At 44.8% G+C, this 24,736-nt stretch carries 21 protein-coding genes and 1 other RNA gene; 4 read left to right on the top strand and 18 right to left on the bottom strand.

Going from position 1 to position 24,736, the window contains the following annotated elements:
* Positions 1–9 precede the first annotated feature (9 nt).
* The 13 genes from MOX91_RS00415 to rplU all read right to left on the bottom strand — a co-directional run bounded on the left by MOX91_RS00415 (position 10) and on the right by rplU (position 11,583).
* Positions 10–837 carry a sugar phosphate isomerase/epimerase family protein gene (locus tag MOX91_RS00415; protein WP_370396097.1) on the bottom strand — a complete coding sequence of 276 codons (828 nt, stop codon included), beginning with the start codon at positions 835–837 and terminating at the stop codon, positions 10–12.
* Between the two features lie 603 nt (positions 838–1,440).
* Positions 1,441–2,415 carry a CPBP family intramembrane glutamic endopeptidase gene (locus MOX91_RS00410; protein WP_370396096.1) on the bottom strand — a complete coding sequence of 325 codons (975 nt, stop codon included), beginning with the start codon at positions 2,413–2,415 and terminating at the stop codon, positions 1,441–1,443.
* A gap of 101 nt (positions 2,416–2,516) precedes the next feature.
* Positions 2,517–3,053 carry a flavodoxin family protein gene (locus MOX91_RS00405; RefSeq protein WP_370396095.1) on the bottom strand — a complete coding sequence of 179 codons (537 nt, stop codon included), beginning with the start codon at positions 3,051–3,053 and terminating at the stop codon, positions 2,517–2,519.
* Positions 3,054–3,116: 63 nt separating this feature from the next.
* Positions 3,117–4,244, bottom strand: coding sequence for a carboxynorspermidine decarboxylase (gene nspC / locus MOX91_RS00400; RefSeq protein ID WP_370396094.1), 1,128 nt, complete (start codon positions 4,242–4,244; stop codon positions 3,117–3,119).
* A gap of 1 nt (position 4,245) precedes the next feature.
* Complete coding sequence (locus tag MOX91_RS00395) at positions 4,246–5,448, bottom strand: saccharopine dehydrogenase family protein (RefSeq protein WP_370396093.1); 1,203 nt, start codon at positions 5,446–5,448, stop codon at positions 4,246–4,248.
* A 23-nt stretch (positions 5,449–5,471) separates the two neighbouring features.
* On the bottom strand, positions 5,472–6,320 hold the full coding sequence (gene speB / locus MOX91_RS00390) for an agmatinase (RefSeq protein ID WP_370396092.1): 849 nt from the start codon (positions 6,318–6,320) through the stop codon (positions 5,472–5,474).
* Positions 6,310–7,161, bottom strand: a complete 852-nt coding sequence (gene speE / locus MOX91_RS00385) for a polyamine aminopropyltransferase (protein ID WP_370396091.1) — start codon at positions 7,159–7,161, stop codon at positions 6,310–6,312. Before speE ends, speB begins: the two co-directional genes overlap by 11 nt.
* 3 nt (positions 7,162–7,164) lie before the next feature.
* Positions 7,165–8,619 (bottom strand): aminotransferase class I/II-fold pyridoxal phosphate-dependent enzyme, encoded by a 1,455-nt coding sequence (locus MOX91_RS00380; RefSeq protein ID WP_370396090.1) that lies wholly within the window; start codon positions 8,617–8,619, stop codon positions 7,165–7,167.
* A 1-nt stretch (position 8,620) separates the two neighbouring features.
* Complete coding sequence (gene speD, locus MOX91_RS00375; RefSeq protein WP_370396089.1) at positions 8,621–9,391, bottom strand: adenosylmethionine decarboxylase; 771 nt, start codon at positions 9,389–9,391, stop codon at positions 8,621–8,623.
* A gap of 440 nt (positions 9,392–9,831) precedes the next feature.
* Positions 9,832–10,170: a hypothetical protein gene (locus MOX91_RS00370; RefSeq protein WP_370396088.1), complete on the bottom strand. Its 339-nt coding sequence runs from the start codon at positions 10,168–10,170 to the stop codon at positions 9,832–9,834.
* Between the two features lie 4 nt (positions 10,171–10,174).
* On the bottom strand, positions 10,175–10,906 hold the full coding sequence (rph, locus tag MOX91_RS00365; protein WP_370396087.1) for a ribonuclease PH: 732 nt from the start codon (positions 10,904–10,906) through the stop codon (positions 10,175–10,177).
* 97 nt (positions 10,907–11,003) lie between these two features.
* Positions 11,004–11,249 carry a 50S ribosomal protein L27 gene (rpmA, locus tag MOX91_RS00360; RefSeq protein WP_370396086.1) on the bottom strand — a complete coding sequence of 82 codons (246 nt, stop codon included), beginning with the start codon at positions 11,247–11,249 and terminating at the stop codon, positions 11,004–11,006.
* Positions 11,250–11,268: 19 nt separating this feature from the next.
* The gene (gene rplU, locus MOX91_RS00355) at positions 11,269–11,583 is read right to left on the bottom strand and encodes a 50S ribosomal protein L21 (RefSeq protein WP_370396085.1); all 315 of its coding nucleotides are present in this window, start codon (positions 11,581–11,583) and stop codon (positions 11,269–11,271) included.
* A gap of 230 nt (positions 11,584–11,813) precedes the next feature.
* Between rplU and MOX91_RS00350 the strand changes: the two genes are divergently transcribed.
* Together MOX91_RS00350 and MOX91_RS00345 are read left to right on the top strand one after the other, a co-directional pair.
* A complete protein-coding gene (locus MOX91_RS00350; RefSeq protein ID WP_370396084.1) occupies positions 11,814–11,936 on the top strand; it encodes a hypothetical protein in 123 nt (40 codons plus the stop codon).
* Entirely contained in the window at positions 11,933–17,020 is a 5,088-nt protein-coding gene (locus MOX91_RS00345; protein ID WP_370396083.1) for a hypothetical protein, read from the top strand. Before MOX91_RS00350 ends, MOX91_RS00345 begins: the two co-directional genes overlap by 4 nt.
* Positions 17,021–17,094: 74 nt before the next feature.
* On the opposite strand, the gene MOX91_RS00340 is transcribed toward MOX91_RS00345, so the two are convergent.
* Entirely contained in the window at positions 17,095–18,942 is a 1,848-nt protein-coding gene (locus tag MOX91_RS00340) for a family 43 glycosylhydrolase (protein ID WP_370396082.1), read from the bottom strand.
* A gap of 151 nt (positions 18,943–19,093) precedes the next feature.
* On the opposite strand from MOX91_RS00340, the gene ssrS reads away from it, so the two are divergent.
* Together ssrS and MOX91_RS00330 are read left to right on the top strand one after the other, a co-directional pair.
* A non-coding RNA gene (ssrS, locus tag MOX91_RS00335) (6S RNA) lies at positions 19,094–19,283 on the top strand.
* 139 nt (positions 19,284–19,422) lie between these two features.
* Positions 19,423–21,048, top strand: coding sequence for a hypothetical protein (locus MOX91_RS00330; protein WP_370396081.1), 1,626 nt, complete (start codon positions 19,423–19,425; stop codon positions 21,046–21,048).
* Positions 21,049–21,065: 17 nt separating this feature from the next.
* Here MOX91_RS00330 and MOX91_RS00325 read toward each other — a convergent pair whose 3' ends face one another.
* The 4 genes from MOX91_RS00325 to MOX91_RS00310 form a co-directional block, all read right to left on the bottom strand.
* Positions 21,066–22,223 (bottom strand): hypothetical protein, encoded by a 1,158-nt coding sequence (locus MOX91_RS00325; RefSeq protein ID WP_370396080.1) that lies wholly within the window; start codon positions 22,221–22,223, stop codon positions 21,066–21,068.
* 46 nt (positions 22,224–22,269) lie between these two features.
* A complete protein-coding gene (rho, locus tag MOX91_RS00320) occupies positions 22,270–23,568 on the bottom strand; it encodes a transcription termination factor Rho (protein WP_370396079.1) in 1,299 nt (432 codons plus the stop codon).
* A gap of 186 nt (positions 23,569–23,754) precedes the next feature.
* Positions 23,755–24,174 carry an ExbD/TolR family protein gene (locus tag MOX91_RS00315; protein ID WP_370396078.1) on the bottom strand — a complete coding sequence of 140 codons (420 nt, stop codon included), beginning with the start codon at positions 24,172–24,174 and terminating at the stop codon, positions 23,755–23,757.
* 3 nt (positions 24,175–24,177) lie between these two features.
* Entirely contained in the window at positions 24,178–24,735 is a 558-nt protein-coding gene (locus tag MOX91_RS00310) for a MotA/TolQ/ExbB proton channel family protein (protein WP_370396077.1), read from the bottom strand.
* Position 24,736 lies beyond the last annotated feature (1 nt).

Here is a 24,736-nt window from a genome sequence, read left to right as displayed (position 1 = left end):
GCCGAAATTTTAATTATTCTGCAAAAATTCTATGCACTGCTTTACTTCTTTTACGGGGTGGCGCGTGCCTTCATACTCAATGACGAAATAGCCGTCGTAGCCCTGCTCATCCAAGTTTTTCAAGACTTCCTTCATATTGGCAACCCCCTTGCCGAAAGGCACGCAGTGCGCGTTAAGCTCCGCTTTGTTCATGTCCTTAAAATGGATTGCCTGCAATTTCCCCTTCAAAATGTTGTGCCCTTCTATCGTGTCCAACCCCGACCTTATCCAATGTCCGTTATCAGCGCAAGCATATACACTTTTATAGGGGCGGATAAGCATTTCGACCAAGCGCGGATAAAAATAGGCGTTGCTTTTATAATTGTTGTAGGCGTGGTTGTGCAGAGCCATTTTTACGCCGTACTGCGGCGCAATTTCATCCCAAAACTTAAACTGTTCGGGCTTGTCTTCCGTAATGATTACGGGGCAGTCGAATTCTTTTGCGAACTTGCAAAGATTTTCGACATCTTCCCTGGTTTTGGAACCTACAACTCCGTATGAAACGACCTTTATTTTTGCGTCTTTTAGGAGTTTGTGCGCGTACGCCTTTTGTTCGTCTGTCATTGACGGGTTGAAGCGCACGTCGGGATATTTCTTGCTAAGTTTCAATCCGCCCGAAGCCCCGATGCAATCCGCGCCGACTTCTTTTAGAACGGGAATAAGCTCGTCGAGCGGAAGTTGCGAAAAAGTATAGGTTTGCACTGCGACTTTTCTTGCCATTTTTTTGGCGGCGAAGGCGTTAATTGAAGTAGAAATTGCGATTGCAAGTATTAGAGGTAACAGTAATAATTTTTTCATACACAAAAGGTACAAACCCCTCCCCCCCCTTTCAAGCAAAAAAACGGAATAAAACGGAATGGGCAAAAAACAAAAAATCTAAAAAATAAAGAGCTGACGCTTCCGTAATAGATAGATTTTTTGCCCATTTGTACTCTCATTTGCATTTCGACATGTTTGAATACTAAATCTTTTATTGTGAAGTTGTTTGATAGGTTGTGTAAAAAATAAGTCCTAATTTAAATTCAGCTGCTTGATACGTTATGTTGGAATGGGTACGGGATTGTTTGATGGGTGTGGGCTTTGATACGCAAAAAACGGAAGAAACGCGCGATGAGTACATCCCAAAAAGTTTTCTTCAAAAACATTTTTGGGAACCCTGTCTGTTGTGTTTTGCGAACACGCAAGTTGCGAAGCAAGTTTGTGGGTAGCATAATTTGCGAAGCAAATTACCCCGAAGGGGCGAGAACAGCGCGGATTGGCGAAGCCAACCAAGCGAGCGAGTGCAACGGGGAGCTGTACTGGGTACTGCCCCCTGAGCAAAACCAACATGGAGCGCGAGGAATGAAAAGGCTTCTTTTACGGTTGCGAAGCTCTATCTCTCATTTCTTATGAAATGCCTTTTCATTCCGTTTTATTCCGTTTTTTGGGGTTTGAGAAAGAAAGGAACATAACAATAAACCCCAACATAATGAAAATGGAAATGATTCCGTCAGTCATTCTGTTTGTTCCGAAAATCCAAATGAGATTATCATCATGAGCGATACGAAAAAGTTTCTTATACGAAAGCATCATAAAAACAATGCCAGAATGCACGGCTACCGACGCCCACAAATTTTTAGTGCGCATATAAACCAGAGTCAACATTGCGCCGAAAACCGTAAGAGATATAAAAATTATGGCGGAAAATGTCTCAAAAATCCCGACCGAATCATAATAGGCGACCAAAAAACCGACGTCAAAACCCGTATCGCCGTTTAGAGACTTGAAAACCCTGCTTGGAACCTTGAAATGCTTGTACGCAAAAAATAAAGACGTGAAAAGAAGAGCGGCAACAGGCGTAAAAGCAGTGTAAAAGGAGCGGAAAATCAAGCTTCTGAAAACGACTTCCTCCAAAATTCCCACGACAACCGCGCTGAGCGCCGCACTAAAAAGCACGCTTAGAACTTTTCCCGCGCTTTTATGAGAGTAGGAAACATCGCAAAAAATAAACTGGAAAGCGAACACAAACCCCGCAAGCAACACTCCGAACAAAAAGTATTTGCAAAATATTTTAAGGGATTCTCTCTCAAATTTAAGCCCCAAATTTGAAACGGAAAAAAGCCCAAGCTTGTTCATCATATATGGAATTCCGATTAAAATCGGCAGATAGCGAAGGCGGTTGAAATAAATATCCAAACGCTTGCCAAGCAAATATTCCGTAAGACCGCTCGGATGCACCGAATGCAGCCACTGCACAAACCAATAAGAGGGTGATGTCAAGAGCGCGGCAAAAAGCGTCGCCCCCAAATAAACCAGCAAGAAAAGCATTACTCCCTTGTAAGACTTCTTGTCGGGTTCAAGACCCAAAAGCATCAATTCCTTTTCACGATTAAACATAAAATACAGTTATATTTTTTAAGCCGAAAAAAATCAACCATTTGGTTAAACGTTGTGAAAATTGTCCTTGCCATAGTCAAAACCAAATACAAAAAAAATAATCAGGAATTTTTGCCAAGCTCATAAGCTTGCCGCATAAACTTAGTGTCTTTCACTTCCGCCGGTTTCCAAACTCCCGTTGCATACAGAACGCCTTTTTCGACGGGATTATCCAAGCATGCGGTAAATCCGCGCAAGCTTTCGGCGGTGCGCTCGAGCATTGCCTTGTCCTCGTCGGCGGCGGTGAGAATAAAATAAAATTCTTTGTTTGAAAACTCCTCGTAGCGCGGGCAGCAGCGGTCAATCAAGGTTTTAAGCTGCGCGCTCATTGTGTAAAAGTAAACAGGTGTTGCCAAAACTATGACGTCGGAAGTTGCAATTTTTTCAAGAATTTCCGAAACATCGTCTTTTTGGACGCATTTTTTTGTGTCATAGCAAACTCCGCACCCGGAGCAGTAATTCACTTTTTTGTCTTTTAGGAAAATTTTTTCAACATTATGCCCGCTATCCTGCGCGCCTCTCATAAATTCATCGGCAAGCAAATCGGAATTTCCGCCTCTTCTCGGGCTTGAAGATATGATTAGAATTTTCTTAGGCATAACTTTTTATTATTTATGTAAAATTTTTATATATCGACAGCAATTTGCAAGCAAATTTTTAAGTCATGAAAGCCTCGACTTGAAATCGGCGTACGAGAAATTGCGGATTATGGTACAATCCCCGTCTTCCTCCATAACGGCGATTGAAGGAAGCGGCATTCCGTTAAATGTGTTTGTCTTTACCATGGAATAAATCGCCATGTCCGCGAAAACAATTTCATCTGAAATTTTCAATTTTTCATCAAACGAATAGTCGCCAATGACATCTCCCGCAAGGCAAGTCGCGCCCGCAAGCCTGTAAGAAAACGGCTTTTCACCCAATTTGCCCGAATTTAAGACAGGAGGGCGGTAAGGCATTTCAATGACGTCAGGCATATGGCATGCCGCCGAAGCGTCCAAAATGGCGATTTCAATTCCATTTTTTACGATGTCCAAAACCTTAGATTTCAAAAAACCCGCATTCAATGCCACTGCTTCGCCTGGCTCTAAATAGACTTCCAGATTAAACTCCTCTTTGACTTTTTTAACGCAGTTTACAAGACGGTCAATGTCGTAGCCCGGGCGCGTTATGTGGTGCCCTCCTCCGAAATTTATCCAGCTGATTTTTTTGAAGTATTTTCCGAATTTTTCAACCACTGCATTTAAAGTAGCCTCCAAATCGTCGGAATTTTGTTCGCAGAGAGTGTGGAAATGAATGCCGCTAACGCCATCGAAATCCGCTTCGCTCAAATCCGCGCACAAAACACCCAAGCGCGAATATTCCGCGCAAGGGTCGTAAATCGCATGCCCGCTCTGGGTGGAAAATTCGGGATTTACCCTGATTCCTACTTTTGCGCCCGCTCTCAACGCCCTGCCTTTAAATCGACGAAGCTGTCCGAGCGAATTAAAAACGACATGCCCGCAAAGAGAGGCGATTTCGTCAAATTCATCGTCTTTGTAGGCGGCGCAAAAAACGTGGTTTTCGCCGCGAAACTCCTCGCTGCCAAGCCTTGCCTCAAACAATCCGCTCGCAGTTACCCCGTCCAAATATTCCGAAACAAGAGGATAAACCGCAAACGCGGAAAACGCCTTTTGGGCAAGCAAAATCTTGCACCCCGCGCGCTCGCGGACGCTTTTTAAAATCCGCAAATTCGCAGTTAATTTTGCCTTGTCTATCACAAAGCAGGGCGTCGGCAGTTCGGAAAATTTCATATTAGTCAACCAATTCCGGATTGAAGTTTTCCTGCCACGGCAAGCCCCATTTATTGAGAGCGTCCATAAACGGATCCGGGTCAAATTCTTCAATGTTGAAGACACCCGCTTTATTCCAAGTTTTGGTTAAAAGCATCATCGCGCCAATCATTGCGGGCACGCCCGTTGTGTAGGCAACCGCCTGCGAGCCGACTTCGGCGAAACATTCCTCATGCGTGCAGACGTTGTAAACATAGTATGTCTTTTCAACTCCGCCCTTTTTGCCTTTGAATATGCAGCCTATGTTCGTCTTGCCCTTCGTCCTCGGGCCCAGACTTGCGGGGTCGGGAAGTACGGCTTTTAAAAATTGAAGCGGAACGATTTTTTTGCCCTCGAAGTCAATCGGAACAATGGACGTCATGCCAACGTTTTCAAGGCACTTCAAATGCGTGAGGTAGCTCTGCCCGAAAGTCATGAAAAATCTGATTCTCTTTATCCCCTTGATGTTCAGGGCAAGAGACTCTATTTCTTCGTGGTGAAGCAAATACATGTCTTTTTTGCCAACTTCGGGGAAATCGTAAACCCTCTTGATTTCCATCGGCTCGGTTTCAACCCATTTACCGTCTTCCCAATAGCTGCCTTTTGCCGAAACTTCGCGGATGTTTATTTCCGGATTGAAGTTCGTTGCAAACGGATAGCCGTGGTCGCCCGCATTGCAGTCCAAGATGTCTATATATTCGATTTCGTCGAAATAGTGCTTCATCGCGTACGCGGAAAAGACGCCCGTCACTCCCGGGTCGAAGCCGCTGCCCAAAAGCGCGGTTATCCCAGCTTCCTCAAAACGCTTGCGGTACGCCCACTGCCATTTGTACTCGAACTTGGCGGTGTCGAGCGGCTCGTAGTTCGCGGTGTCCATATAGTTTGTTTTCGTGGCAAGGCACGCGTCCATAATCGTCAAATCCTGATAAGGCAAAGCCAAATTCATCACCAAATCGGGCTTGAAGTCGTTTATGAGAGAAATCAAATCTTCGACATTGTCGGCATCAACCTGCGCCGTTTTGATTTTTGTTTTTGTCGTCTTTTCAAGCTTGGCTTTAAGCGCGTCGCACTTGCTTTTGGTGCGGCTTGCAATGCATATTTCGTCAAACACCGCGCTATTTTGGCAACACTTGTGAATTGCGACCGACGCCACCGCGCCGCATCCTATTATCAATGCTTTTCCCATTTCTTTTCCTTTTGTTTTCTTGATTAAATTGAAAGCAACATTTCCCTTACAACCTTGCACGCGACCGCGGTTGAAACTCCGCTTGGGTCGTAGTGGGGGGAAAGTTCGCATATATCGCAGGCAACGATGTTTGTGTTTTTCATTGCAAAAAAGAGAGCTTTTCTAAGTTCCTCAAAACTTGCCCCGCCCGCTTCGGGAGTGCCTGTTCCCGGGAATATCGAAGGATCCAACACGTCCAAATCCACCGTAAGGTAAACGGGGTGATTATTCGCGCCCTCGATGGCAGTTTCAATATTTTGCAAATCGAATTTTTGCATGAACACATGGGTTTTCGCCCATTCAAATTCGGGTCTGTCGCCTGAGCGTATGCCGTATTGGAAAATCCTGCCGTCGCCCAAAATATCGTGGCATCGCCTTATTACCGAGGCGTGTGAAAGCTCTTCGCCCAAATAGTCGCCCCTTAAATCAGTGTGAGCGTCAAAGTGGATTATCCTGAGGTCGGAATGTTTTTTCGCCGCCGCCCTGACCGCTCCGAGGGTTACCAAATGCTCTCCGCCAATCATAAACGGAACTTTGCCCGCCGACAAAATTTCGGAAGCGGTTTTTTCGATTTCGTCCAAAACTCTCGGAGTGTTGCCAAAGCAAAGCTCCAAATCACCCATGTCAAAGACGCGCAAATCGGTCAAATCCCTGTCTTGATAAGGGCTGTAAGTTTCAAGCCCGAAAGACTCCGCGCGGATTGCCTTCGGGGCAAAGCGAGTGCCGGGGCGGTACGAAACCGTGCCGTCGAAAGGCGCGCCGAAAAGGGCAATGTCGGCGTTTTCAAAATCGGAATCGCAACCGATGAAGTTTTCAATATTTTTATTCAACATCTTTTAGCATCTCCTCTACATAAGTCGGAAGGGCGAACGCGCCCAAGTGAAGGTTTGTATTGTAGTAGCGCGTTTTGATTTTCAGCGCGTTCCACTTGTCGGAATTTAAATTTTTTAGCGGATGGTATTTCTTCGACGCAAATCCAAAGAGCCAATGCCCCGACGGGTAAGTCGGAATGTGCGCCTGATAAACTTTCGCAATCGGAAAACGCTTGAAAATATGCTTGTGCGTGTGCGCCATCGCCGCCGCGTCGTCTTTATAAAACGGGCTTTCATGCTGGTTTACAAGTATGCCGTCCTTGCGCAAAGCCTTGTTGCACCCGCCGTAAAACTCCTTTGTGAAAAGCCCCTCGCCGGGTCCGAAAGGGTCGGTGGAATCGACGATTATCAAATCGTAGCAATCGCTTTTTCGGCGCACAAAGCGCACCCCGTCCTCAAAATGCAGGTCTATGCGAGGATCTTTAAATCCGCATGCGGTCTGGGGCAGAAACTCTTTGGCGGCTTCCACCACATTCTCGTCGATTTCAACCACGTCGATATGCTTGATTGACTTGTAGCGCGCAAGCTCCCTCAAAACGCCGCCGTCGCCCGCGCCGATTACCAAAATGTCCTTTGCGCGCGGATGCACCGCCATTGCGGGATGCACAATCATTTCGTGATAAATATGCTCGTCCTTTTCGGTAAGCATCATAATTCCGTCAAGAGCCAAAAACCTGCCGAACTCTTCCGAATCGAAGATTTCGATTTTTTGGAAATCGCTCTTTTTTGAAAATAGCTGGCGGCTGACCTTTATGGAAAAGCCAACATTTTCCGTCTGTTTTTCAGTAAACCAAAGCGACATAATTCAATCCTTTAAAACAGTTAGTTTAGACACGCTCAAATCCTGCGTTCCCGTCAAGGAACACCCCTTGGACTTTGCGTATTTTATGTATTCGATAATTTCGGGCGTTATGACCTCGCCCGCCGCAAGCACGGGAATGCCCGGCGGATAGCACATCACAAATTCGCAAGCCACCCTGCCCGCGGATTTTGCGAGAGGCACCTGCTCTTTTTGAGAATAAAAAGCCTCCTGCGGTGAAAGCGCGACCTTAGGCGTAATGAATTCCCTTTCAAACATACCCTTCTTCGGCTTTCTGCGCACGCGCCTGATTTCGGCAAGCGCGCTTACAAGGCGTTCAATGTCGCGCTTTCTGTCGCCGACCGAAACATAGGCAAGAACGTTGCCCATGTCGCCAAATTCAATCTGAATATCGTATTCGTCGCGCAAAATGTCATAGACTTCTATGCCCGCAATGCCCGCATCGAGAGTGTGGATTGAAAGCTTTGTGATGTCAAAATCGCAGACATTCACGCCGTCTATTATTTCGCGCGAAAAGGCGTAAAAATCCCCTATGTCGTTTATCTCTTTTCTCGCGTATTCGGCAAGCTCGCAAACCTTTTCAAAAATCTCCCCGCCGTGCAAAGAAAGCTCCCTGCGCGACAAATCCAAACTTGAAAGCAGGAGATATGACGCACTCGTAGTCTGCGTCAAATTTATTATCTGGCGCAAATAGCCCTCGTTTATCTTTTTAGAAGCAAGCAAAATCGAGCTTTGCGTTAAGCTTCCTCCCGACTTGTGCATGCTTGCGCTCGCCAAATCTGCCCCCGCTTTCATTGCCGAGACGGGCATATTCTTTCCGAATGAAAAATGCGCCCCGTGCGCCTCGTCAACCAAGACGAGCATATTCTTTGAATGGGCGGTTTTGACGATTTTTTTCAAGTCGGAGCAAATGCCGTAATAAGTCGGATTGTTCACGAGAACCGCCTTTGCGTCGGGATTTTCTCTAATCGCCTTTTTAAGCCCTTCAAGCGGCATTCCAAGCGCGATGCCAAGCCTTGAATCGACCGCGGGATTTACATAGACGGGAATCGCGCCGCAAAGCACGAGGGCGTTTATCGCACTTCTGTGGACGTTGCGCGGAAGTATGATTTTCTCGCCGCGCTTTAACGCGTACAAAACCATGCTCTGCACCGCACCCGTCGTGCCGTTAACCATGAAAAACGCATGCTCCGCGCCGAAAGCCTTTGCCGCCAAATCCTGCGCCTCCGCGATTACGGACGTCGGATGGCAGAGGTTGTCGAGGGGCTTCATCGAATTTACGTCGATAGAAAGGCACTTGTCGCCCAAAAACTCCGCAAGCTTGGGATTGCCCCTTCCGCGCTTATGCCCGGGAACGTCAAACGGGACCACGCGCATATCCCTGAATTTCAACATCGCCTCAAAGAGCGGCGCGCGCGAAAAATCTGTTTTGACCGCCATTTTAGTAAATATTTTTGCCGCTGAAAATTTCCAACATCTCGCGCCTGAGGCTCGAGCTTATTTTTGCGCGCTGCTTTTTTGGCAGGTCGTTAGGGTCTATCTGGAAGAGATAGTTTTGCAAGTCGATATCCTTTATGAGCATTTTGGTGTGGAAAGTGTTTGCCTGATAGACGTTGATATCCATGGCGTCGTACTTGCTTAAAGTCCGCTTGTCTATGTAGTCTTGAATTGAAGTTATGCGGTGGTCGATGAATATCTTTTTCCCCGCAACGTTTCGAGTAAATCCGCGCACGCGGTAGTCCATCGTTATTATGTCGGAACTAAAACTTGCTATGAGATAGTCGAGAGTGGAAAGGGGCGTGATTTCCCCGCAAGTCGCAACATCTATATCAACGCGGAAAGTTGCAATGCAAGTTTCGGGATGGTATTCGGGATAGGTGTGCACCGTGACGTGGCTTTTGTCGAGATGCGCCACAATGTCCTCCCCTCTTCTGCGGGTTTGCGCGGCAATCGAGTCGTCGGAAATCAAAAACGTGACAGACGCACCCTGCGGGTCGTAATCCTGCTTTGAAATGCTTATGACTTTTGCGCCAATCTGCGCGGTAAGCTCCGACATTATCCCCGTTATGCGGTCTGAATTGTACTGGCTGTCAACGTATTCTATGTAGTTTTTCTGCTCTCTTGAAGTCTTTGCGTAGCAGACGTCATAGAGGTTGAAGCTCAAAGATTTTGTCAAATTGTTAAAACCGTAAAGTTTTAATTTGTTTTCCATTTTTGCGAATAGTAAAAATTTTTACAGGTTTAAAAAAAGACAGTTTTCGCCCCCTGCTAAAAAAAGAAGAGACAAAACGCCTAATTTGAAAACTTGAAGAACCGCAAACAAAAAAGCGGTTCGGACGCGGGGAAATCCATGCGCGCCAAAATTTTTTCAATCAGCCGCGACTTGCGCCGAAAAGGCCGCGCGGCATCTGTTCGCATTGGGAAGTCCAGTAGCGCACATGAATTGCCGACGTATCGGCAAACGCTGCCCGTGCAAAAAACTGCATTGAACTTCCAACCATCCTTTCCCGTTTGATTTTTGTGTTTCGCAAAAAATTATATACTGATTATTTGATTGAAGCTTGGTTGGGTATCAGCATAAGTCAAATTAAAAATTAATCCGCGCAAAAAAATTTTCATAAAAAAGGCGTCTTTTTTTAGACGCCCCGAATTTTATTTTGAAAATTTTAATATCCCCATGCCCGCGAACTTCACGCAGTCCGCGCAAGGAGTTTTAAATTTTGTTTTGATTTCCTTGCAAGTCAACGCCCCTGTGTTTTCCTCAAAAAACTTGTCAAGCTCTCCGCGCTTTTCTTCGGGAACAAAATTCCTCGCCGCAAACAACGCCCCGCAAAATCCGCCCTCGCTCCTTCCACCGCTCATCGCTTTGTAATAAGCGAGCTTTTCTTCGTCAATCTTGTCGGCAAACGCGGCATAAATTGTCTGCGCGCAGGAATAGGGATTGCGGAATGCAGCAACCGCATTTTCTATTTTATCAGTGTTTTTCTCCATAATGTTAAGCCAACGCCTCCATTTGCAATTTTGTGATGTTTTCAATGCCGATTTTCGCAAAGTCAATGAATTTTGAAAGCTCGTCTGCATTAAAAGTCGCCTCCTCGCCCGTTGACTGCAATTCAACGAACTTGCCCGAACCCGTCATTACGATGTTGGAATCAACACTTGCCGCGCTGTCCTCAACATAGGGCAAATCCAAAACGACATTGCCTTCGTATATCCCGACAGAAACGGCGGCAACAGAATCCGTAAACGGATCTTCAGCCAACTCTCCCGCCTCAATCAGCTTTCTTACGGCAAGCTTTGCGGCAACATACGCCCCCGAAATGGACGCAGTGCGCGTTCCGCCGTCCGCCTGCAACACATCGCAGTCGAGCCAAAGGGTGTAGCCCGCAATTTTGGAAAGGTCGGCAACCGCCCTTAGCGACCTGCCAATGAGACGCTGGATTTCAACACTTCTGCCGTCCTGCTTGCCCATTGAAGGTCTCGGCTTGCGCGTTAGCGTGGAGTAAGGCAGCATCGAATATTCCGCACTTATCCAGCCTTGCGGAGTTTCCAAATTGTTCATCCAAGAGGGCACTTTCTTTTCAAGGCACGCGGCGCAAATCACCTTTGTGTTGCCAAAGCTGACGAGAACCGAGCCTGTGGCGTGCGGCGCAAAATTAGTCAAAAACGACACTTGGCGCATTTCATCGCACCTTCTGCCATCGGGTCTTGCAAATTGATTTTCCATATTTTTTTAATTTATTTGCGAAAATAAAAGCTTCAAGTAAAAATAAAAAAAGCCAAAAGCATTCCGCCTTCGGCTTAATGTAAAATTTGTGCGCGATTTACGCAACAACAACCGAAACTTTGCGATGCGCGCCGTCCCACTTTACGTTGCCGTCAACAAGAGCGTACAAAGTGTAGTCGCGACCCATGCCGACATTTTCGCCCGCGTGGATTTTTGTGCCGCACTGGCGCAAAATGATGTTGCCCGCAACAACGTATTCACCGCCGAACTTCTTTACGCCGCGACGCTGTGAACGGGAATCTCTGCCGTTCTTCGCTGCACCCTGACCTTTTTTATGTGCCATATCCGATTATTCCTTTCGATTACGCCTTGATGGATTCGATTTTCAAAACAGAGAGCTCTTGACGATGACCCTGCCTGCGTTCATAACCCTGACGACGCTTTTTCTTGATGATTACAACCTTATCTCCACGCTTGTTTTCAAGAATTTTCGCCTTAACAACCGCGCCTTCGATTACCGGTGAACCAAATTTTACGTCTGCGCCTTCGCCGGCCATAAGCACGTCTTTGATTTCCACAACGTCGCCTGCGTTTGAACCTTTAAAACGGTTGACGAAAACAATATCGCCTTCAGCCACTGTAAGCTGCGCACCCTGAACTTTAATTGTCGCTTTCATTTCTTAAATCTTTAAAAAAACACGTTAATAAATAGGATTTTCATGAATGCGCAAGCTTTTTTTCCCATTTTTTTCATTTTTTTGGAAAAAAGCGTTTCCATGCCCCTTTTGGCAAGTATTTTTTCACCCCGTTTTAATATAAAATTTTTCTTTTTCTCCGATGGCGGAATTCCGTTAAATAATGAATTAACTATTGACAGGCAAAAGTCTTGGAATGTAAAATATTTATTATGAAAGAAATTATACCCTATATAAGCATATTTATGTTTGCCAACGCTCTTTGCGCAAGCAGCATATATGTAAGCCCTTCGGGCAAAGATTCAAATGACGGCTCTTCCTGCAATCCTCATTGAAGACTCTCGCAAAAGCAGTGGAAATATCAAAGCCTGACGATGAAATTTTTCTAAAATCAGGCACATACACTCTTTCTGAACAATTAAACATATCCAAAAAATTGAAAATAACCGGCGGGTTTAACGGAGACGAAACATCATCTTCCCCGTCAAACGCCAAGCCCTCCGTAATACAAGGCAACAATAATTTTCGCCTCTTATACGTAAACGGAGCGCAGCTAAACGTGTCATGCCTTACGTTTGCAAAGGGAAAGGCGACGAGAAGCTTCTTTGTATCAATAAGACCGATTCCTGATCCCATACCCATAAGACCTTTTGAAGAAAACTCCATTGAAAAGGAATATATCCGCGTGCCGATGGCAACCGAAGACACTCCCGACTTAAAAGCTTGGGGCGGAGCCATTCTCGCCAACAATGCACCGCTTTTCATAAAAAATTGCATATTTAAGGACAACTCCGCCGAATCGGGCGAAAGCTATTCGGAAGGAGACGGGGTTTTCGGCGGCGCAATCGCGGCTATTGCAACTGAAAGCTCCGCATTGGGCATCAAAAATTCCGAATTTGTTTCAAATTCCGCAAAAGCAACATCCACACTCCCCGCAAAAGGAGGCGCGGTTTACGCGGAAAATTCGACGCAACTTTTAGTTTCAATAGAAAACACAAAATTTACGTCAAACAAAGCGATTTCAGCGCGTCCCCCAAGCAGCGGAGGCAGATATATCATTGCACTGGAAAGAGATTTTGAATCTAATCCCATTGAAATTCACAACAGGCTCGCGCAAGGCGGCGCAGTTTTCTCATACGGAGGCTTGATTTCAAATTGCGACTTTGAAAAGAACGAAGCTTCGTCAATACTTAAAGACGATACCGAAGCAAAAGGCGGCGCGCTTGCCATAATTGCAAAAAATTCCTCCGAAATAATCCAAAATCTGTTTCTTTCAAATTCTGCCAAGGGCGACGACGCTTTCGGTGGCGCTCTCTACATTGAATGCGAAGACGCAGATGCCTTGGCAGAACAAAACAGCTTCATAAAAAATTCGGCGGACGAAGGCGGAGCAATAGCAATAATCGGAAGCCCGAACGTATCGCCCGAGCTAAACGCGAACTATTTTGAGTCGAACCTAGCAGACGAGGGCGCGGGCATTGCGCTGGCTCAAAAAGCAGGCATAGAAACAAAGCCTGTTTCCATCACAAACTCGACTTTCTATAAAAACAAGGCGGACGAAGGTGGGGCGATAGCATATTCAGACGACCTCGTAAGCCCTGAAAGCGCAAATTCTTCCGCAAAAGTGCTTTTTAATACATTCCGCGAAAATTCAGCGAAAGAAGGCAGTGCGATTTCCCTTGAAGGCTCGCTTTACGCAAGCTCAAACATATTTGCCGACTCTGAAAAATATGCTGAAATTTACATTGAAAGAGACGACACAACGTCAGTTGCGGTCTTGAAAAATTCAATAGTTCCGACCCTCTCCACAATTCCCGCGAGAGTCTCAATGGAAAACGTAAAAGAAGCAAACCCGATGTTTACGGGACTGCGCACGGAAGGGGTCATGACATCTTTCGGCGTCGCCCAAAACAGCCCGGCAACAACTTTTGCACCTGATGCCCAAATAAACGTTTCAGCCGATATTTTCTTAAATGCGAGAAGCGGCACAAACCCCACCATCGGCGCAGTCGAATACAAGGGGGACTTTGTGGAAGTCTCATCTGAAAACACAAGCGTATCTTTAATAGACGGCGAAAAGCTTGCCCTTAGCGTATCCGCAACAAAATATACGGGCAAGCTCTCCTACCAGTGGTTTGTGGATAAAAACGACGGAAAGGGCTTTGTTCCTGCAAGCTCCAAAAAAGACACAATTTCGATAAAGGCGTCGGCAAAAGTCCCGCAAAGCACATACAAGTGCCTCGTAAGCGATGCAACGGGTGCAAGCGCATATTCGGGCGAACATAATATATCGGTTTTCCCCAAGCCGAAAATTACCGAAAACATTAATTACAAAGGTTCTTTCAGAGGGGAAAACACCGTGTTGTCGGTTGGCGCTTCGGGCGAAAATCTATACTACCAATGGCAAGTGTTCAAAGACGGCGCATGGAGGGACATCGAGGGCGAAAATTCGCAAAATATCGTCCTTGAAAACCTGCAAAGCGAAAATATGGGCGAACGCTACCGCGCGCAAGTCGGGGTTAAAGTTGACGGCAAAATAATTGCAAACAGTTTTGTATCTTCGAAAGAGGCAAAAATAAGCCTGTCTGAACCCGCCGGAATTGGCGGTGTACGCGCAGTCCAAAAGCAGGCGGAATTTGACCAAAGCTATTCAGCCGACGCCTCAAACATAAAAATAGAAGACCTCGGAGCGGGCTTTGTAACCGAGCTCAGCGTTCAAAACGCAACAGGCGCAAAGCCCAAATACCAGTGGCAAATTTTGGCTGACGCCGAAAACGGAATCTGGCAAGACATTGAAAAAGCGGTAAAGCCGACCTATTCTTTCACAGAAAACAAAGAAGGCTCCGCCTCTTACAGATGCAAAGTATATTGCGAACTCGGCTCCCAGATTTCGGAAAAGTTCACTCCGCAAATCGACATTGATTTTGTTATGCCCCCCATTCCCGCAAGCATTGCGGACAACGCGCTGAAATTCGACATCGACGGCGAAAAATTCACGCTCGTATGCCCCGACGCAAAAAATGCCATTCTGATAAACAACCCGCTCCAAGAAAGCGGTTCGTGGCTTGAAGGAACAAAAGTTGCATACAAATTCAAAAATGCGAAAGAAGCCTCGCTTTCCATAATCGCAAACCAATGCGCCTATGGCGAAAACGGCAAAAAGCAGACCGTAAAAATATCATACAATCTCGCGCTTAAATACGACGGCGTTTCCCGCGCGGTTGGCGGAACATACACAGAAGGGAAAACAACATCTCAAATAAAATCCGCAAACCTTGAATTTGAAGTATCGGAACGCGCCGCAGTATTGCCTGATTCGTTGCAGGAAACGAATATGGTTTTCAAGGCAAACGGCGTTTCATACGGCATAATATTTGAAAATGCAAAACTTTACTCAATAGTAAACGAGGAAGGAAAAGTTCTCGAACAAGGCTCTTACAGAGGGAAAAAGTCGGGCAACACATTTGCCATGAAATTAAAACCCTCTTTGAAAAACGAAGATTTCAGCGTTTCGGAATTTAATCTCTACGCTGCGGCAAACAAGTTCTGGACAAACGTAAAATATTCGGATTTTGAAGGAGTGAAGTTCTGCGCGGATGAACTGGACGGCGACGTTTCAAACGAATATCTCGCCCCCGAAATTTCGGAAAACCTTCCCGAAACCTTCACGGTTGAAAGCGGGAAAAGCGCGACCCTTGAAGTCGTCGCATACGGAACGGATTTGAAATATCAATGGTTCTGCAACTCCGAACCGATTGCCAAGGCGAACACGAACAAACTGACGCAAAAATTCGACAAGGCAAAAGACAACGGCAAAACCTATTTCGTTGAAGTTTCAAACGAATCCGGAAGCGTCTCGTCGCGAATTTCAACTGTGAGGGTAATAGAACCCCTCGCCTTGAAGTCCATAACTGCCGACAAAAAAGCCTGCATTCGCGACGACTCCATAACGCTCACGGCAACCGCAACGGGAGAAAATATTTTCTACGAATGGTTCTATTCGACCGACGGCAAGGAGTGGAAAGTATTTTCATCGGGAACTCTCAACACCTGCATAGTCTCGCCAAACGACATAGAAAAACTCAAAACTGCGGAAAAAGTATTTTTCAAAGCAGAAATTTACGACGCATTGGATGCAGAAAAAACAAACGTCAAATCATTTGCGATGAAATCTTCAATCGCAATCGTATCTCCAAGCGAAATTCAGATGCTTACGATATCCCAACCCGAATTCGAGCTTGACGGAAAAGCGGAGGGAACATCTGAAGAATCTTCTTTAAAATCCGACGCGCAATTTGAAGTATTGCAAGGCTCAAAACTAACCTTGTCCGCAGTTGCAACGGGCTACCAAATAAAATACCAATGGCAAAAGCTTGTATTTGAAAACGAAAATGACGAAGGCGCGTGGAAAAATATTTCAGGCGCGACTTCCAGAAGCTACACACTCACTCCCGATGTAAACGGAGACTGGAATGATGTGGAAAATTTCTACAACACCTACCGCTGCAAAGTTTACAGCACGGCAACCCAGACCCAGGTTTACACAAAAGCAGTCGAGCTTAAATGCAACATCGCGGCAATACCTGAAAACCCGGTGGGAACATCTATCAGAGTAATATTCGACGCCACGCAGATTGATCCTGCTTACGGTTCGTTTTACATAGATCCGAACTATCCGATAAGAAGATACGACTTCACCTTGACGCCTGTTTCAACAACAGAAGCAATGCTTTCAAAAGGAGGCACATATTGGCGCGACGGTCTTCTTGCTGAATATATAACCAATGTTTCCTACACTTACAAGCGCACCTCAACCACTACTGCCGAGATCTCAATCAGCGGGAAATTCTATCAAGTCACAAACCCTAATCTTTGGGGCGATTTGTACTATAAAAACACTCCGATAGAAATTGTGCTCACGCTTTCTTCCCCGTCAAGCACCACAAATTCCGACAATACATCGGCAATATCTGCAAGGGGAACAATGAGCGCATACTATGATTATTCCTACGAGCCAAAGGAAATAACAACGTTAATCGACAGCAAAATAATCAGATACGACAAAAACTCTTTTGAGAAAACGCCAAAATCCCTCGCCAACAAATCAATGAAATTTTCAGAGCTTGAAACCTTCAATGAATATGGATATGACCCTGTTGTTTCATTTGGCGAAAAAACGATGAGCATGCAAATAGGCAATATGTCCTATGACGGCACATACACCTACAAAGTTTCAGGCAACAAAATGATTTTAACAGGAGAAATAGATTACCTGAACAACAAAAAAATAACAGTTGAAAACCTTACTATATATCCGAATTACGTTCCCGAAAAGGGCTACCCGTTCTCGGTAAAATACACTTACGGAAACAGAAAAGCGGAACAGTCGGGTTTTGTGAAAGAGCTTCCAAAAGACTGACGCAAATAAATAAACAAAAAAATCCGATTGCTTTTTTTAGAATCGGATTTTTTTTGCATGCAAAGATTTAAATGTCATTCCGCCTTTAAGACTTCGCCCTTTGTTATTCCGTTTTCGTTGTAGGAATCAATCCTGAACCAATAATCTTTTGCCATGGAATTAAAGCAAGACAAAGTCAGGCTGTCGGCATCGGGCTTTTGATACTGGACGTTTAAATGCAAGGCATTAGGGGCAACTCCGTAATTGATTATATAGCCTTTCACGTCCGAATTTTTACTTTCCCAAACAAATTTTATGTTGCGCGAGTCTTTTTTATCCCTTAAAGCGCGGGCATTTTTAACTGCCTGCGGACGCGCGTTTATATTGGTCTTGCCGAACACACGCAAATCTCGTATCGCAAAGTTGCCCCGCTTTGCGGAATGCACGTTTTCGATTTTTACCGCAGAAAGTTTTACGGGGGTTTTAAGCTCTATGTAATCATGCGCGGCATTCGTCTTGTTTTGGGATTTATCCGCAAGGATTTTCCATTCGCCATCGGGTGAACTTTTATAAAAAAGCCTGTACGAATGATAATCCTCGTCAACCGCGCTTTGGTCTATGTTTTCTTCCGCGAAATTTACCTGCAAAGCGTAAACCTTGACAGGCTTTTCCCAATTCAGCTCGAAATAAGCCCCTGCTTGCGCGCTTTTTGCCGACCACCATGTGCGCACATTCTCGTCGCATGCAAGCTTCTCTTTTTCAAAGTCGCTTGTACTTGAAGACGGCTTTGCGCACAAAGACAGATTTTCCCAACCTGCCAAAAGAGACTTTCCGAAAGGAACTTTTTTATTCGGCATAACCATCGGATAATCGCCAAAGCGAGTCTGCGTGAACATTCTGCCCTCATCGTCAAATCCAACGGGGAACAAGCCCAATCTGCGCTCAAATCCCGCCAAAACTCCGACCCACATAGTCGTAATGCGCCACCAGTTTCCGTTAAAATCCTTAAAGACGCAGCTATGCCCCGTGCTGTTGATAAATCCGCCTACTTTCATCGAGGCAGTGGCGTAATCCGCAAGCTTAAAATCCTTGTTCGGGAAATCCGAGACATAAACGGAATCGCTGTACCACGGGCAGGCAGTGCCCGGGTTTGAGTTTTGCAAATAATATTTGCCGCCATATTTGGTCATCCATGCGCCCTCTTGCATTGAATCGACAGAGACTGTCGAAAACTGCGGCTTTTGCGGATTTTCCGTTCTAATCAAGCGCGCGGTATCGAGAGTTTCGGGCTTGTTCCAGTCGCAAAACCTGCCTTCGTACTCGCTTTTGCCTTGATGCAACCCGTAGGGCGAATTTATTAGGGTTTCGACTCCCTTTGTCTTGGGAGTTATCTGCCGGTTTGTTCCGCCGACAACCGAAAAATCGTCAGGCTTCAACTCCGCCACGTTTGACTCCAACGCTCCGAAATAATTGTAAACCTTGCCGTCATCGTCCAAGAAAAAGCATGGGTCAAAAGAAAGATGTCCGTTTTCCGAAAAAACTTCCCACGAGTTTGCGTCGGACGGATTTTTAGAGCGTATCACAACTTTTGAGTCGAGGCGCATCCAGTAAATATAGCCGTCTTTTGCGAACACGGCGGGCGCGTAAGCTTCGCCTTTTCCGTTCAAAACTTTTTTCAAAATATGATCGGGGAATTTTACAAGCTTCCAATCAATAAGATTATCTGAAATTCTATACCCCGACACGCCGCCCGCATAAATTGAACAGAATAAATAATACTTGTTTTCAAATGGGACAATTACGGGATCAGCCGCCGTTTTCGCGCGTTTGCCGAATGGCTGGTAGTCGATGTTTAACGGATTGCAAAACGTCCGCGGATTTTGCGCCAAAACGCCGCCTGACAAAGCAAGCAATATCGCCATTAAAAATAGTTTCCTTTTCATATCGTCAACAAAATTAAACTTGGTTTTAAAACATAAAAACAAAAAAAGTTTTTTCAATAAAATAATTCGCCGCACGAATTTTTATAAAAAGAAAACATTGCCTGCCATTTTCTTTGACAAAAAAATGCCGATATGCATTATTGAAGGCATAAAATCTCTGCGTTGTGCGTGACCTGCAACTTGGGTTCGCCGCCTTAATGACAAATATATCGGGAGCTTGACCCGCAAAATACGGCCGCCATGCCGCCGAGCGCGGAAGGCGAAAGTGTTTCGGTAGCACCCACCTGCTGACAAAAAGGCAGTAGGAACCCCAATCGCTTGACGGCATTTGCGGAGATTTTACCTAAAACTCCCTAAGAATAGTTTTTCTTCGGGAGTTTTTTATTTTTCCGCTTCAAAATTAGCGAAAACTTCAACAGTACAAAACAAATCAAATCTAATTTTGCGCTCCTTTAAAATTGATGTTATCGTTTTGCCGCCATGACAAAAAGAAACATCAAAATCGGAAATAAAAACATAAATTACAACTACGAAGGTTCTCTAAACGCAAAAGAAATAGTTGAGATTGAATCTTCCATAAAAGGCGCATACCACCTTGCGGAAAAATCTATTGCCTTGCTAAAAGACAATGCTTGCAGTCCGCACTTTGAAGAAATTTTCGGCAAGCCCGACGCATTAAAGCAAAAAAAAATTTCAGACGCCTACCATGCCATAACCAAAAAAATCGAAAGCACGTTGAAGCTAATAAGAATGCCGAAATTCGTCAGCAAGGAAAAAGAAACAAAACCTGAAGTTTTGGCAAGCGCAGATGCAGGGAACGGCAAAACCATAAGGATATTCGATGCCTTTTTCAACGAAGCCATTGGAGACGATAAAAATCTAAACGACCGCCCGAGCGTGATTATGCACGAAGTCGCCCATCTGGCAGGATTAACGGGCGATTGCGAAGAAAATTCCACTAATAGCGCAGAATGCTTGCGAAATTTCACAATTTTGGCGTGCGAAATCGCAAAGCCCGAAAACTTGTTTTCTTCACAAGAATGCAATGAGGAAAATCCCGCAGAAAACAAAAATTCCCAAATCGGTATTTTTGGCGACTTGCCCTACAACCCCAACCACCAGCCGAAAGGTCAGCCAAATGGCGGTCAATTTGCGCCGAAAGAAGGCGGAAACAACGCCCCCGCAAACAACAACCAAACACCAAAACCCGCAAGCAAAGAAAATTCTGCTAATAGCGTAAAAGATTCCTCTTCTGAAAATTCATCTGCCGAAAATTCAAACAGCGAAGAAAATGCACTTTCTTCAAACAAGATAGGAGTTGAAGAAATGAAAAAAAATCGCGAAGTAATAAAAACCATATTCGACGAAGCTCCCAAAAAAGAATACGCCATTAAAATGAATGAAGATTCTTTTTCAACGGATAGGCGCAAGGAAACAAGTGATGAACAATATAGCAAAGATGATTTTAACGAAAACCGAGATTTTATAGAACGTCAATACATCTGGGCAACCGCTGAAGCGGATTTCCCCACAAATGAGCCAAATGCAGATTACACAATTTGGTTCCAGGCAAAATATACCTATACCGATCCTCAAACAGGCGAAATAAAAACAGAAACTGCCGAATGGGCTTATGATAAAACTTCGGATAAAAATGGAAATATAAGCCTTGATCGCATCGGCATTATAAACCAAGACCCCAAAAACTCAGTACAAAACTATATGGGCGGAGATATGGATATTGAAGTTAATATCGCCGTAATAAAAGGCAAAGTTAGTGATAATTTTGGAAGCCCCGATATTGTTCATTGGATAGGTTCAAAAGAGAATAAAAAAGATTATATCAATAACAAAAATGATCCCTATTTTGAGTCTCAAAAAGAATATGGTCTTGGTTCTTATGGCGCGGCACATGCCTACCAACACCTCAACGGTATCGGCGGTGGTGTAAACGGCAGAGTTCCTAAAAACAAGCCTGAAAGCTCAGATAAGATTAGCTTTCATATTGACGGAGAAAAAGGATCTTTAAAAACCAGTAGAGAATTTGACCATGCAGATATATCTAATAAATCTAAAAAATCCGGAAAGACTTTAATTAGAGAATAGTTCGACACAAAGAATAATCATTCTTCGAGATTAAAATCGTCTCCATAATATTTTATATATCTGTCTTCAAGCAAACTTGCTTCCTTGGTTAGCTTTTCTTTGAAATCATCAGAAAGCGCAGGTGAAGACAGTACTTCCTTTAAGTACTTCTTCATCTCGCTTAAATCTCCCGTTAGAGGATTTGATAGCATTTTAACAAAAATAGTGATGATTGATTCTTCGTCTGCACCACTTTTTTCCAAAAATTTTCTCGCAAGCTCCGGATTATAATTCGAGTTTTCTACATATCTACGCCTGTTGTAAATAACTCCTATATATTTACGCTTTCGAAGATAAGCATGTCCGAGACTACGAAAAGCTTTACGCCCTTCTTCTGTTTCTACACTTGCCTCTTTTCTTAATTTTTCTATTCTTTCATTCCATCTTTTTATTTCCTGCTCTCTCAGCTCAGATATTATTTTATCGTGTATATTTTTCCAATATTTTGCCTTTTCCAAGTCTTTGTCTGCGGGGTCGAACTCGCCGTTATAAATTAAATATAAGACATATGAAGAATATTCTTTTTTTGGTTTTTCATAAGGAAGATATTCAAAAATATAAATTATGCCATTTTCCAAAAGGCTTATTGCATATTTTTTATCAAGAGGAGCAAACTTGCCAATGTAATAGTTTCTCCAAGAAAGCAACTTGTTATATCTCATCAAGACTTTTTTCTTTGTTAAATCTTGTTCAACACCAATACCGGATATATAAAGAGAAGCAAGGTTTGCGACAAACATAGAACCCATATATACCCCGCCCTCACATTCATCAAGACCAGATATAGGAGCTCTTCTTGATAATTCATACGCAATTTTTGCGTACTCAAAAGCCTTTTTTGCATCGCGTATCTTTCGAGTGCCAACAAGTTCGCTATTAAACGGAACTGTTGTAAGCACATCATCGTACATTTCATCAAGGTAATATAAATTTTTGTCAGGATCAAAACCTTGATAGTATAGCGAAAGCTCCAAGGCGCGAAAGGCGCAACGATCACGCTTGTTTTTTACGTCATCTATCGCCTTTAAAACTTTTTCGTTAGTCTCGACATCGCCATTTTGAAGATTGCCATTACTAAACGCACTGCCCAAACCCGCAAGCAGCACACACAAAAAAAGCATAATTTTTTTCAACATAGAAAATATTATATTCTATGTTTATTGAATTTTTCAAGGCAAAAATTTATAAAATCAAATTCAAAAACTCGGCGTTTGTTTTTGTCTGCCTCATTCTTTCGATTAAAGTTTCTACGGCGTCTTCGTTCTTTGAATTTGCCATGGCTCTTCTTAAAAATGCGGAAGCTTCCATTTCCTTGTCGGATAAAAGCAGCTCCTCGCGCCTCGTTCCCGATGCCGCAAGATTTATCGCGGGCCAAATTCTAAGCTCTGCAATTTTTCTGTCCAAAACCATTTCCATGTTGCCCGTGCCTTTGAACTCTTGGAAAATAAGCTCGTCCATTCTCGACCCTGTTTCTATCAGGGCGGACGCGACTATTGTAAGACTCCCTGCCTCTTCCGTATTTCTTGCGGCTGAAAAAATCTGGCGCGGGCGTTCGAGCGCGCGGATATCAAGACCTCCCGACATTGTCCTGCCGCCGCCCGACTTTGCCGAGTTGTGCGCGCGCGAAAGGCGGGTTAGCGAATCCATGAGCAAGACGACATCCCTGCCGACTTCCACAAGATGCTTCGCCCTTTCCAAAGCCAAATCGGCGATTGAAATATGCGTATTTATCGTTTCATCGTTTGATGAAGCGAAAATTTCGGCTTTCGGTAAATCCATTCTGAAATCAGTAACCTCTTCCGGACGCTCATCGACAAGCAAAATAATCAAATGGCATTCGGGATGATTTTCCAAAACACCGAAAGCGATGTCTTTCAAAAGCGTTGTCTTGCCCGTGCGCGGAGGAGCGACAATCAAGCCGCGCGTGCCCTTGCCTATCGGGCAAAAAATATCCATCACACGGTTTGTCATTCTGCCGTCGGAAGTTTCCAAATTCAGTTTTTCATCAGGCGCGATTGTGGTTAAATTCTGAAAAGGCTGCACATTTTTGCGTTCAAGACAGTTTACACCGTCAATGGTTTCGATAAAGCGCAGTTTGGGATTGCGGTGGTTCTGCGCCCTGTGCGCATTGCCGACAATATACTGCCCCCTTTTCAAGGCAAATCTGCGAACAAGCTCTCTTGAAACATAAGTGTCGGTGGGGCGGGTTTTGCCCCCGTGCTTCGGGTCGAGCAACACGCCGTTGTTGTTCACCGTGAAATCGAAAATCCCCTCGACTTTTATGATTTCAAGCTCCTGCTCGGGCTGGCGCGGCTCGCCGTTTTCGGAAAGGTTTTGAGGTCTGTTCCTATTTTGGCGCATGCGGTTGTTTGGATTAAAACCGCGCCTGCGGTTGTTCTGGCGAATGCGGTTAGAGCGGAAATCGCGCCTGTTCATGCCGTCGCCACTGCCGCCGCTGGAATTGTTTTCAAAATCTTGCATAGAATATCTTGTAATTTTTTTAACGCCAAAAACTCCGAACAAATCAAAGCTTAACAAAAAATAAAATTTGCGAGAAATTCGGCAATGCGCCAAACACAATTAAAACGGCGCATTAAAATAAAACAGACACCATTGAAACCATTGCCGATAATTTCGCAAGCTTTTTTTGCTTTTTATAAAGCAAATTTATTGTTTTTTTTGCAAAGCGCGAATGCGCAATTTCTTTATGTTCGCCGCGCGCACGCAGTCAACCGCCTTTGCGATGTCGCCGTATTTCGCAAGCTCGTCGCCCAAAAGCAAAACCGCTGCGCCTTTATCAGATTCGGCAGTTTTTTTCAGCGTCTCCGATATTTCCTCTATCGGCATTTTTTTTTCGTTTAAATAAAATTCTCCATCTTTGCTTACCGCAAGAACAGTCGGCTTGGCGTTTTCGTCGGCTCTTTCAGTGGTTGACATTGACGGCGGATTTATTTGAACCGACCCGTTTTCCTTAAACTGCATGGTAAGCAGAAAAAAGAAAATCAAAACCGTCATGACATCGACCATCGGCACGATGTTTACTTCGAATTTTCTTCTTCGGCGGCGGCTTCTTTCAAGAGAATCCATAAATTATTTTTTCCCGCACATCTTGACAAGGCGTTCGGCGCAAACATCCAAGCGCGCGCAAAGAGTGTCGATTTTTCGGTACAAAAACAAGCTTCCGACAATCGCGGGAATTGCAATCAAAAGCCCAAGGACAGTGGTTGACAAAGCAAGACCCACGCCGCGCGATATTGCCTCTTGCGTGGGCGCGGACTCCGAAGAAAATACAGAAACCAAACCCGCCACAGTGCCGAGCAACCCCAAAAGCGGAGCCGCCGAAATAGAGGCGTCGAGCAGAAACATTCCCCTTTCAAGGCGGATCATTTCAAGGCGAGCAAAAGACTTTAATTCGTCGCTGTCGGGATTGTTGTCATAAAAAAACCTGACAATGCGCCCAAGCGAAGAATTGCCGTTAATATCGCATTTTTTCAAATCTCCCGAAAGCAGGGAAGAGGCAAGCTCATTCGGAACCACATTTGAAATCCGCAAGGAAATCAAACGCTCCAAAATCACATAAAGCGCAATTACCGAGCATAGCCCAAGCGGATAAATGAAAACGCCCGCCCCCTGTAAGAGAAAATCCATG

It is taken from the genome of Intestinicryptomonas porci (assembly GCF_033971905.1).
GTDB lineage: Bacteria > Verrucomicrobiota > Verrucomicrobiia > Opitutales > Intestinicryptomonadaceae > Intestinicryptomonas > Intestinicryptomonas porci.
The sequence above is the reverse complement of the archived record's forward strand: the minus strand, read 5'-3'. Positions and strand labels throughout refer to the sequence as shown.

What these genes read in the sequence shown, in the direction of transcription:
- rpmA (WP_370396086.1), bottom strand. Translation starts at nt 11,249, where the DNA reads ATGGCACATAAAAAAGGTCAGGGTGCAGCGAAGAACGGCAGAGATTCC.
- speE (WP_370396091.1), bottom strand. Translation starts at nt 7,161, where the DNA reads ATGTCGCTTTGGTTTACTGAAAAACAGACGGAAAATGTTGGCTTTTCC.
- speD (WP_370396089.1), bottom strand. Translation starts at nt 9,391, where the DNA reads ATGGAAAACAAATTAAAACTTTACGGTTTTAACAATTTGACAAAATCT.
- MOX91_RS00325 (WP_370396080.1), bottom strand. Translation starts at nt 22,223, where the DNA reads ATGTTGAAAAAAATTATGCTTTTTTTGTGTGTGCTGCTTGCGGGTTTG.
- MOX91_RS00380 (WP_370396090.1), bottom strand. Translation starts at nt 8,619, where the DNA reads ATGGCGGTCAAAACAGATTTTTCGCGCGCGCCGCTCTTTGAGGCGATG.
- MOX91_RS00350 (WP_370396084.1), top strand. Translation starts at nt 11,814, where the DNA reads ATGAAAGAAATTATACCCTATATAAGCATATTTATGTTTGCCAACGCT.
- rplU (WP_370396085.1), bottom strand. Translation starts at nt 11,583, where the DNA reads ATGAAAGCGACAATTAAAGTTCAGGGTGCGCAGCTTACAGTGGCTGAA.
- nspC (WP_370396094.1), bottom strand. Translation starts at nt 4,244, where the DNA reads ATGAAATTTTCCGAACTGCCGACGCCCTGCTTTGTGATAGACAAGGCA.
- MOX91_RS00310 (WP_370396077.1), bottom strand. Translation starts at nt 24,735, where the DNA reads ATGGATTTTCTCTTACAGGGGGCGGGCGTTTTCATTTATCCGCTTGGG.
- MOX91_RS00395 (WP_370396093.1), bottom strand. Translation starts at nt 5,448, where the DNA reads ATGGGAAAAGCATTGATAATAGGATGCGGCGCGGTGGCGTCGGTCGCA.
- rho (WP_370396079.1), bottom strand. Translation starts at nt 23,568, where the DNA reads ATGCAAGATTTTGAAAACAATTCCAGCGGCGGCAGTGGCGACGGCATG.
- MOX91_RS00340 (WP_370396082.1), bottom strand. Translation starts at nt 18,942, where the DNA reads ATGAAAAGGAAACTATTTTTAATGGCGATATTGCTTGCTTTGTCAGGC.
- MOX91_RS00330 (WP_370396081.1), top strand. Translation starts at nt 19,423, where the DNA reads ATGACAAAAAGAAACATCAAAATCGGAAATAAAAACATAAATTACAAC.
- MOX91_RS00410 (WP_370396096.1), bottom strand. Translation starts at nt 2,415, where the DNA reads ATGTTTAATCGTGAAAAGGAATTGATGCTTTTGGGTCTTGAACCCGAC.
- speB (WP_370396092.1), bottom strand. Translation starts at nt 6,320, where the DNA reads ATGTTGAATAAAAATATTGAAAACTTCATCGGTTGCGATTCCGATTTT.
- rph (WP_370396087.1), bottom strand. Translation starts at nt 10,906, where the DNA reads ATGGAAAATCAATTTGCAAGACCCGATGGCAGAAGGTGCGATGAAATG.
- MOX91_RS00370 (WP_370396088.1), bottom strand. Translation starts at nt 10,170, where the DNA reads ATGGAGAAAAACACTGATAAAATAGAAAATGCGGTTGCTGCATTCCGC.
- MOX91_RS00315 (WP_370396078.1), bottom strand. Translation starts at nt 24,174, where the DNA reads ATGGATTCTCTTGAAAGAAGCCGCCGCCGAAGAAGAAAATTCGAAGTA.
- MOX91_RS00415 (WP_370396097.1), bottom strand. Translation starts at nt 837, where the DNA reads ATGAAAAAATTATTACTGTTACCTCTAATACTTGCAATCGCAATTTCT.
- MOX91_RS00405 (WP_370396095.1), bottom strand. Translation starts at nt 3,053, where the DNA reads ATGCCTAAGAAAATTCTAATCATATCTTCAAGCCCGAGAAGAGGCGGA.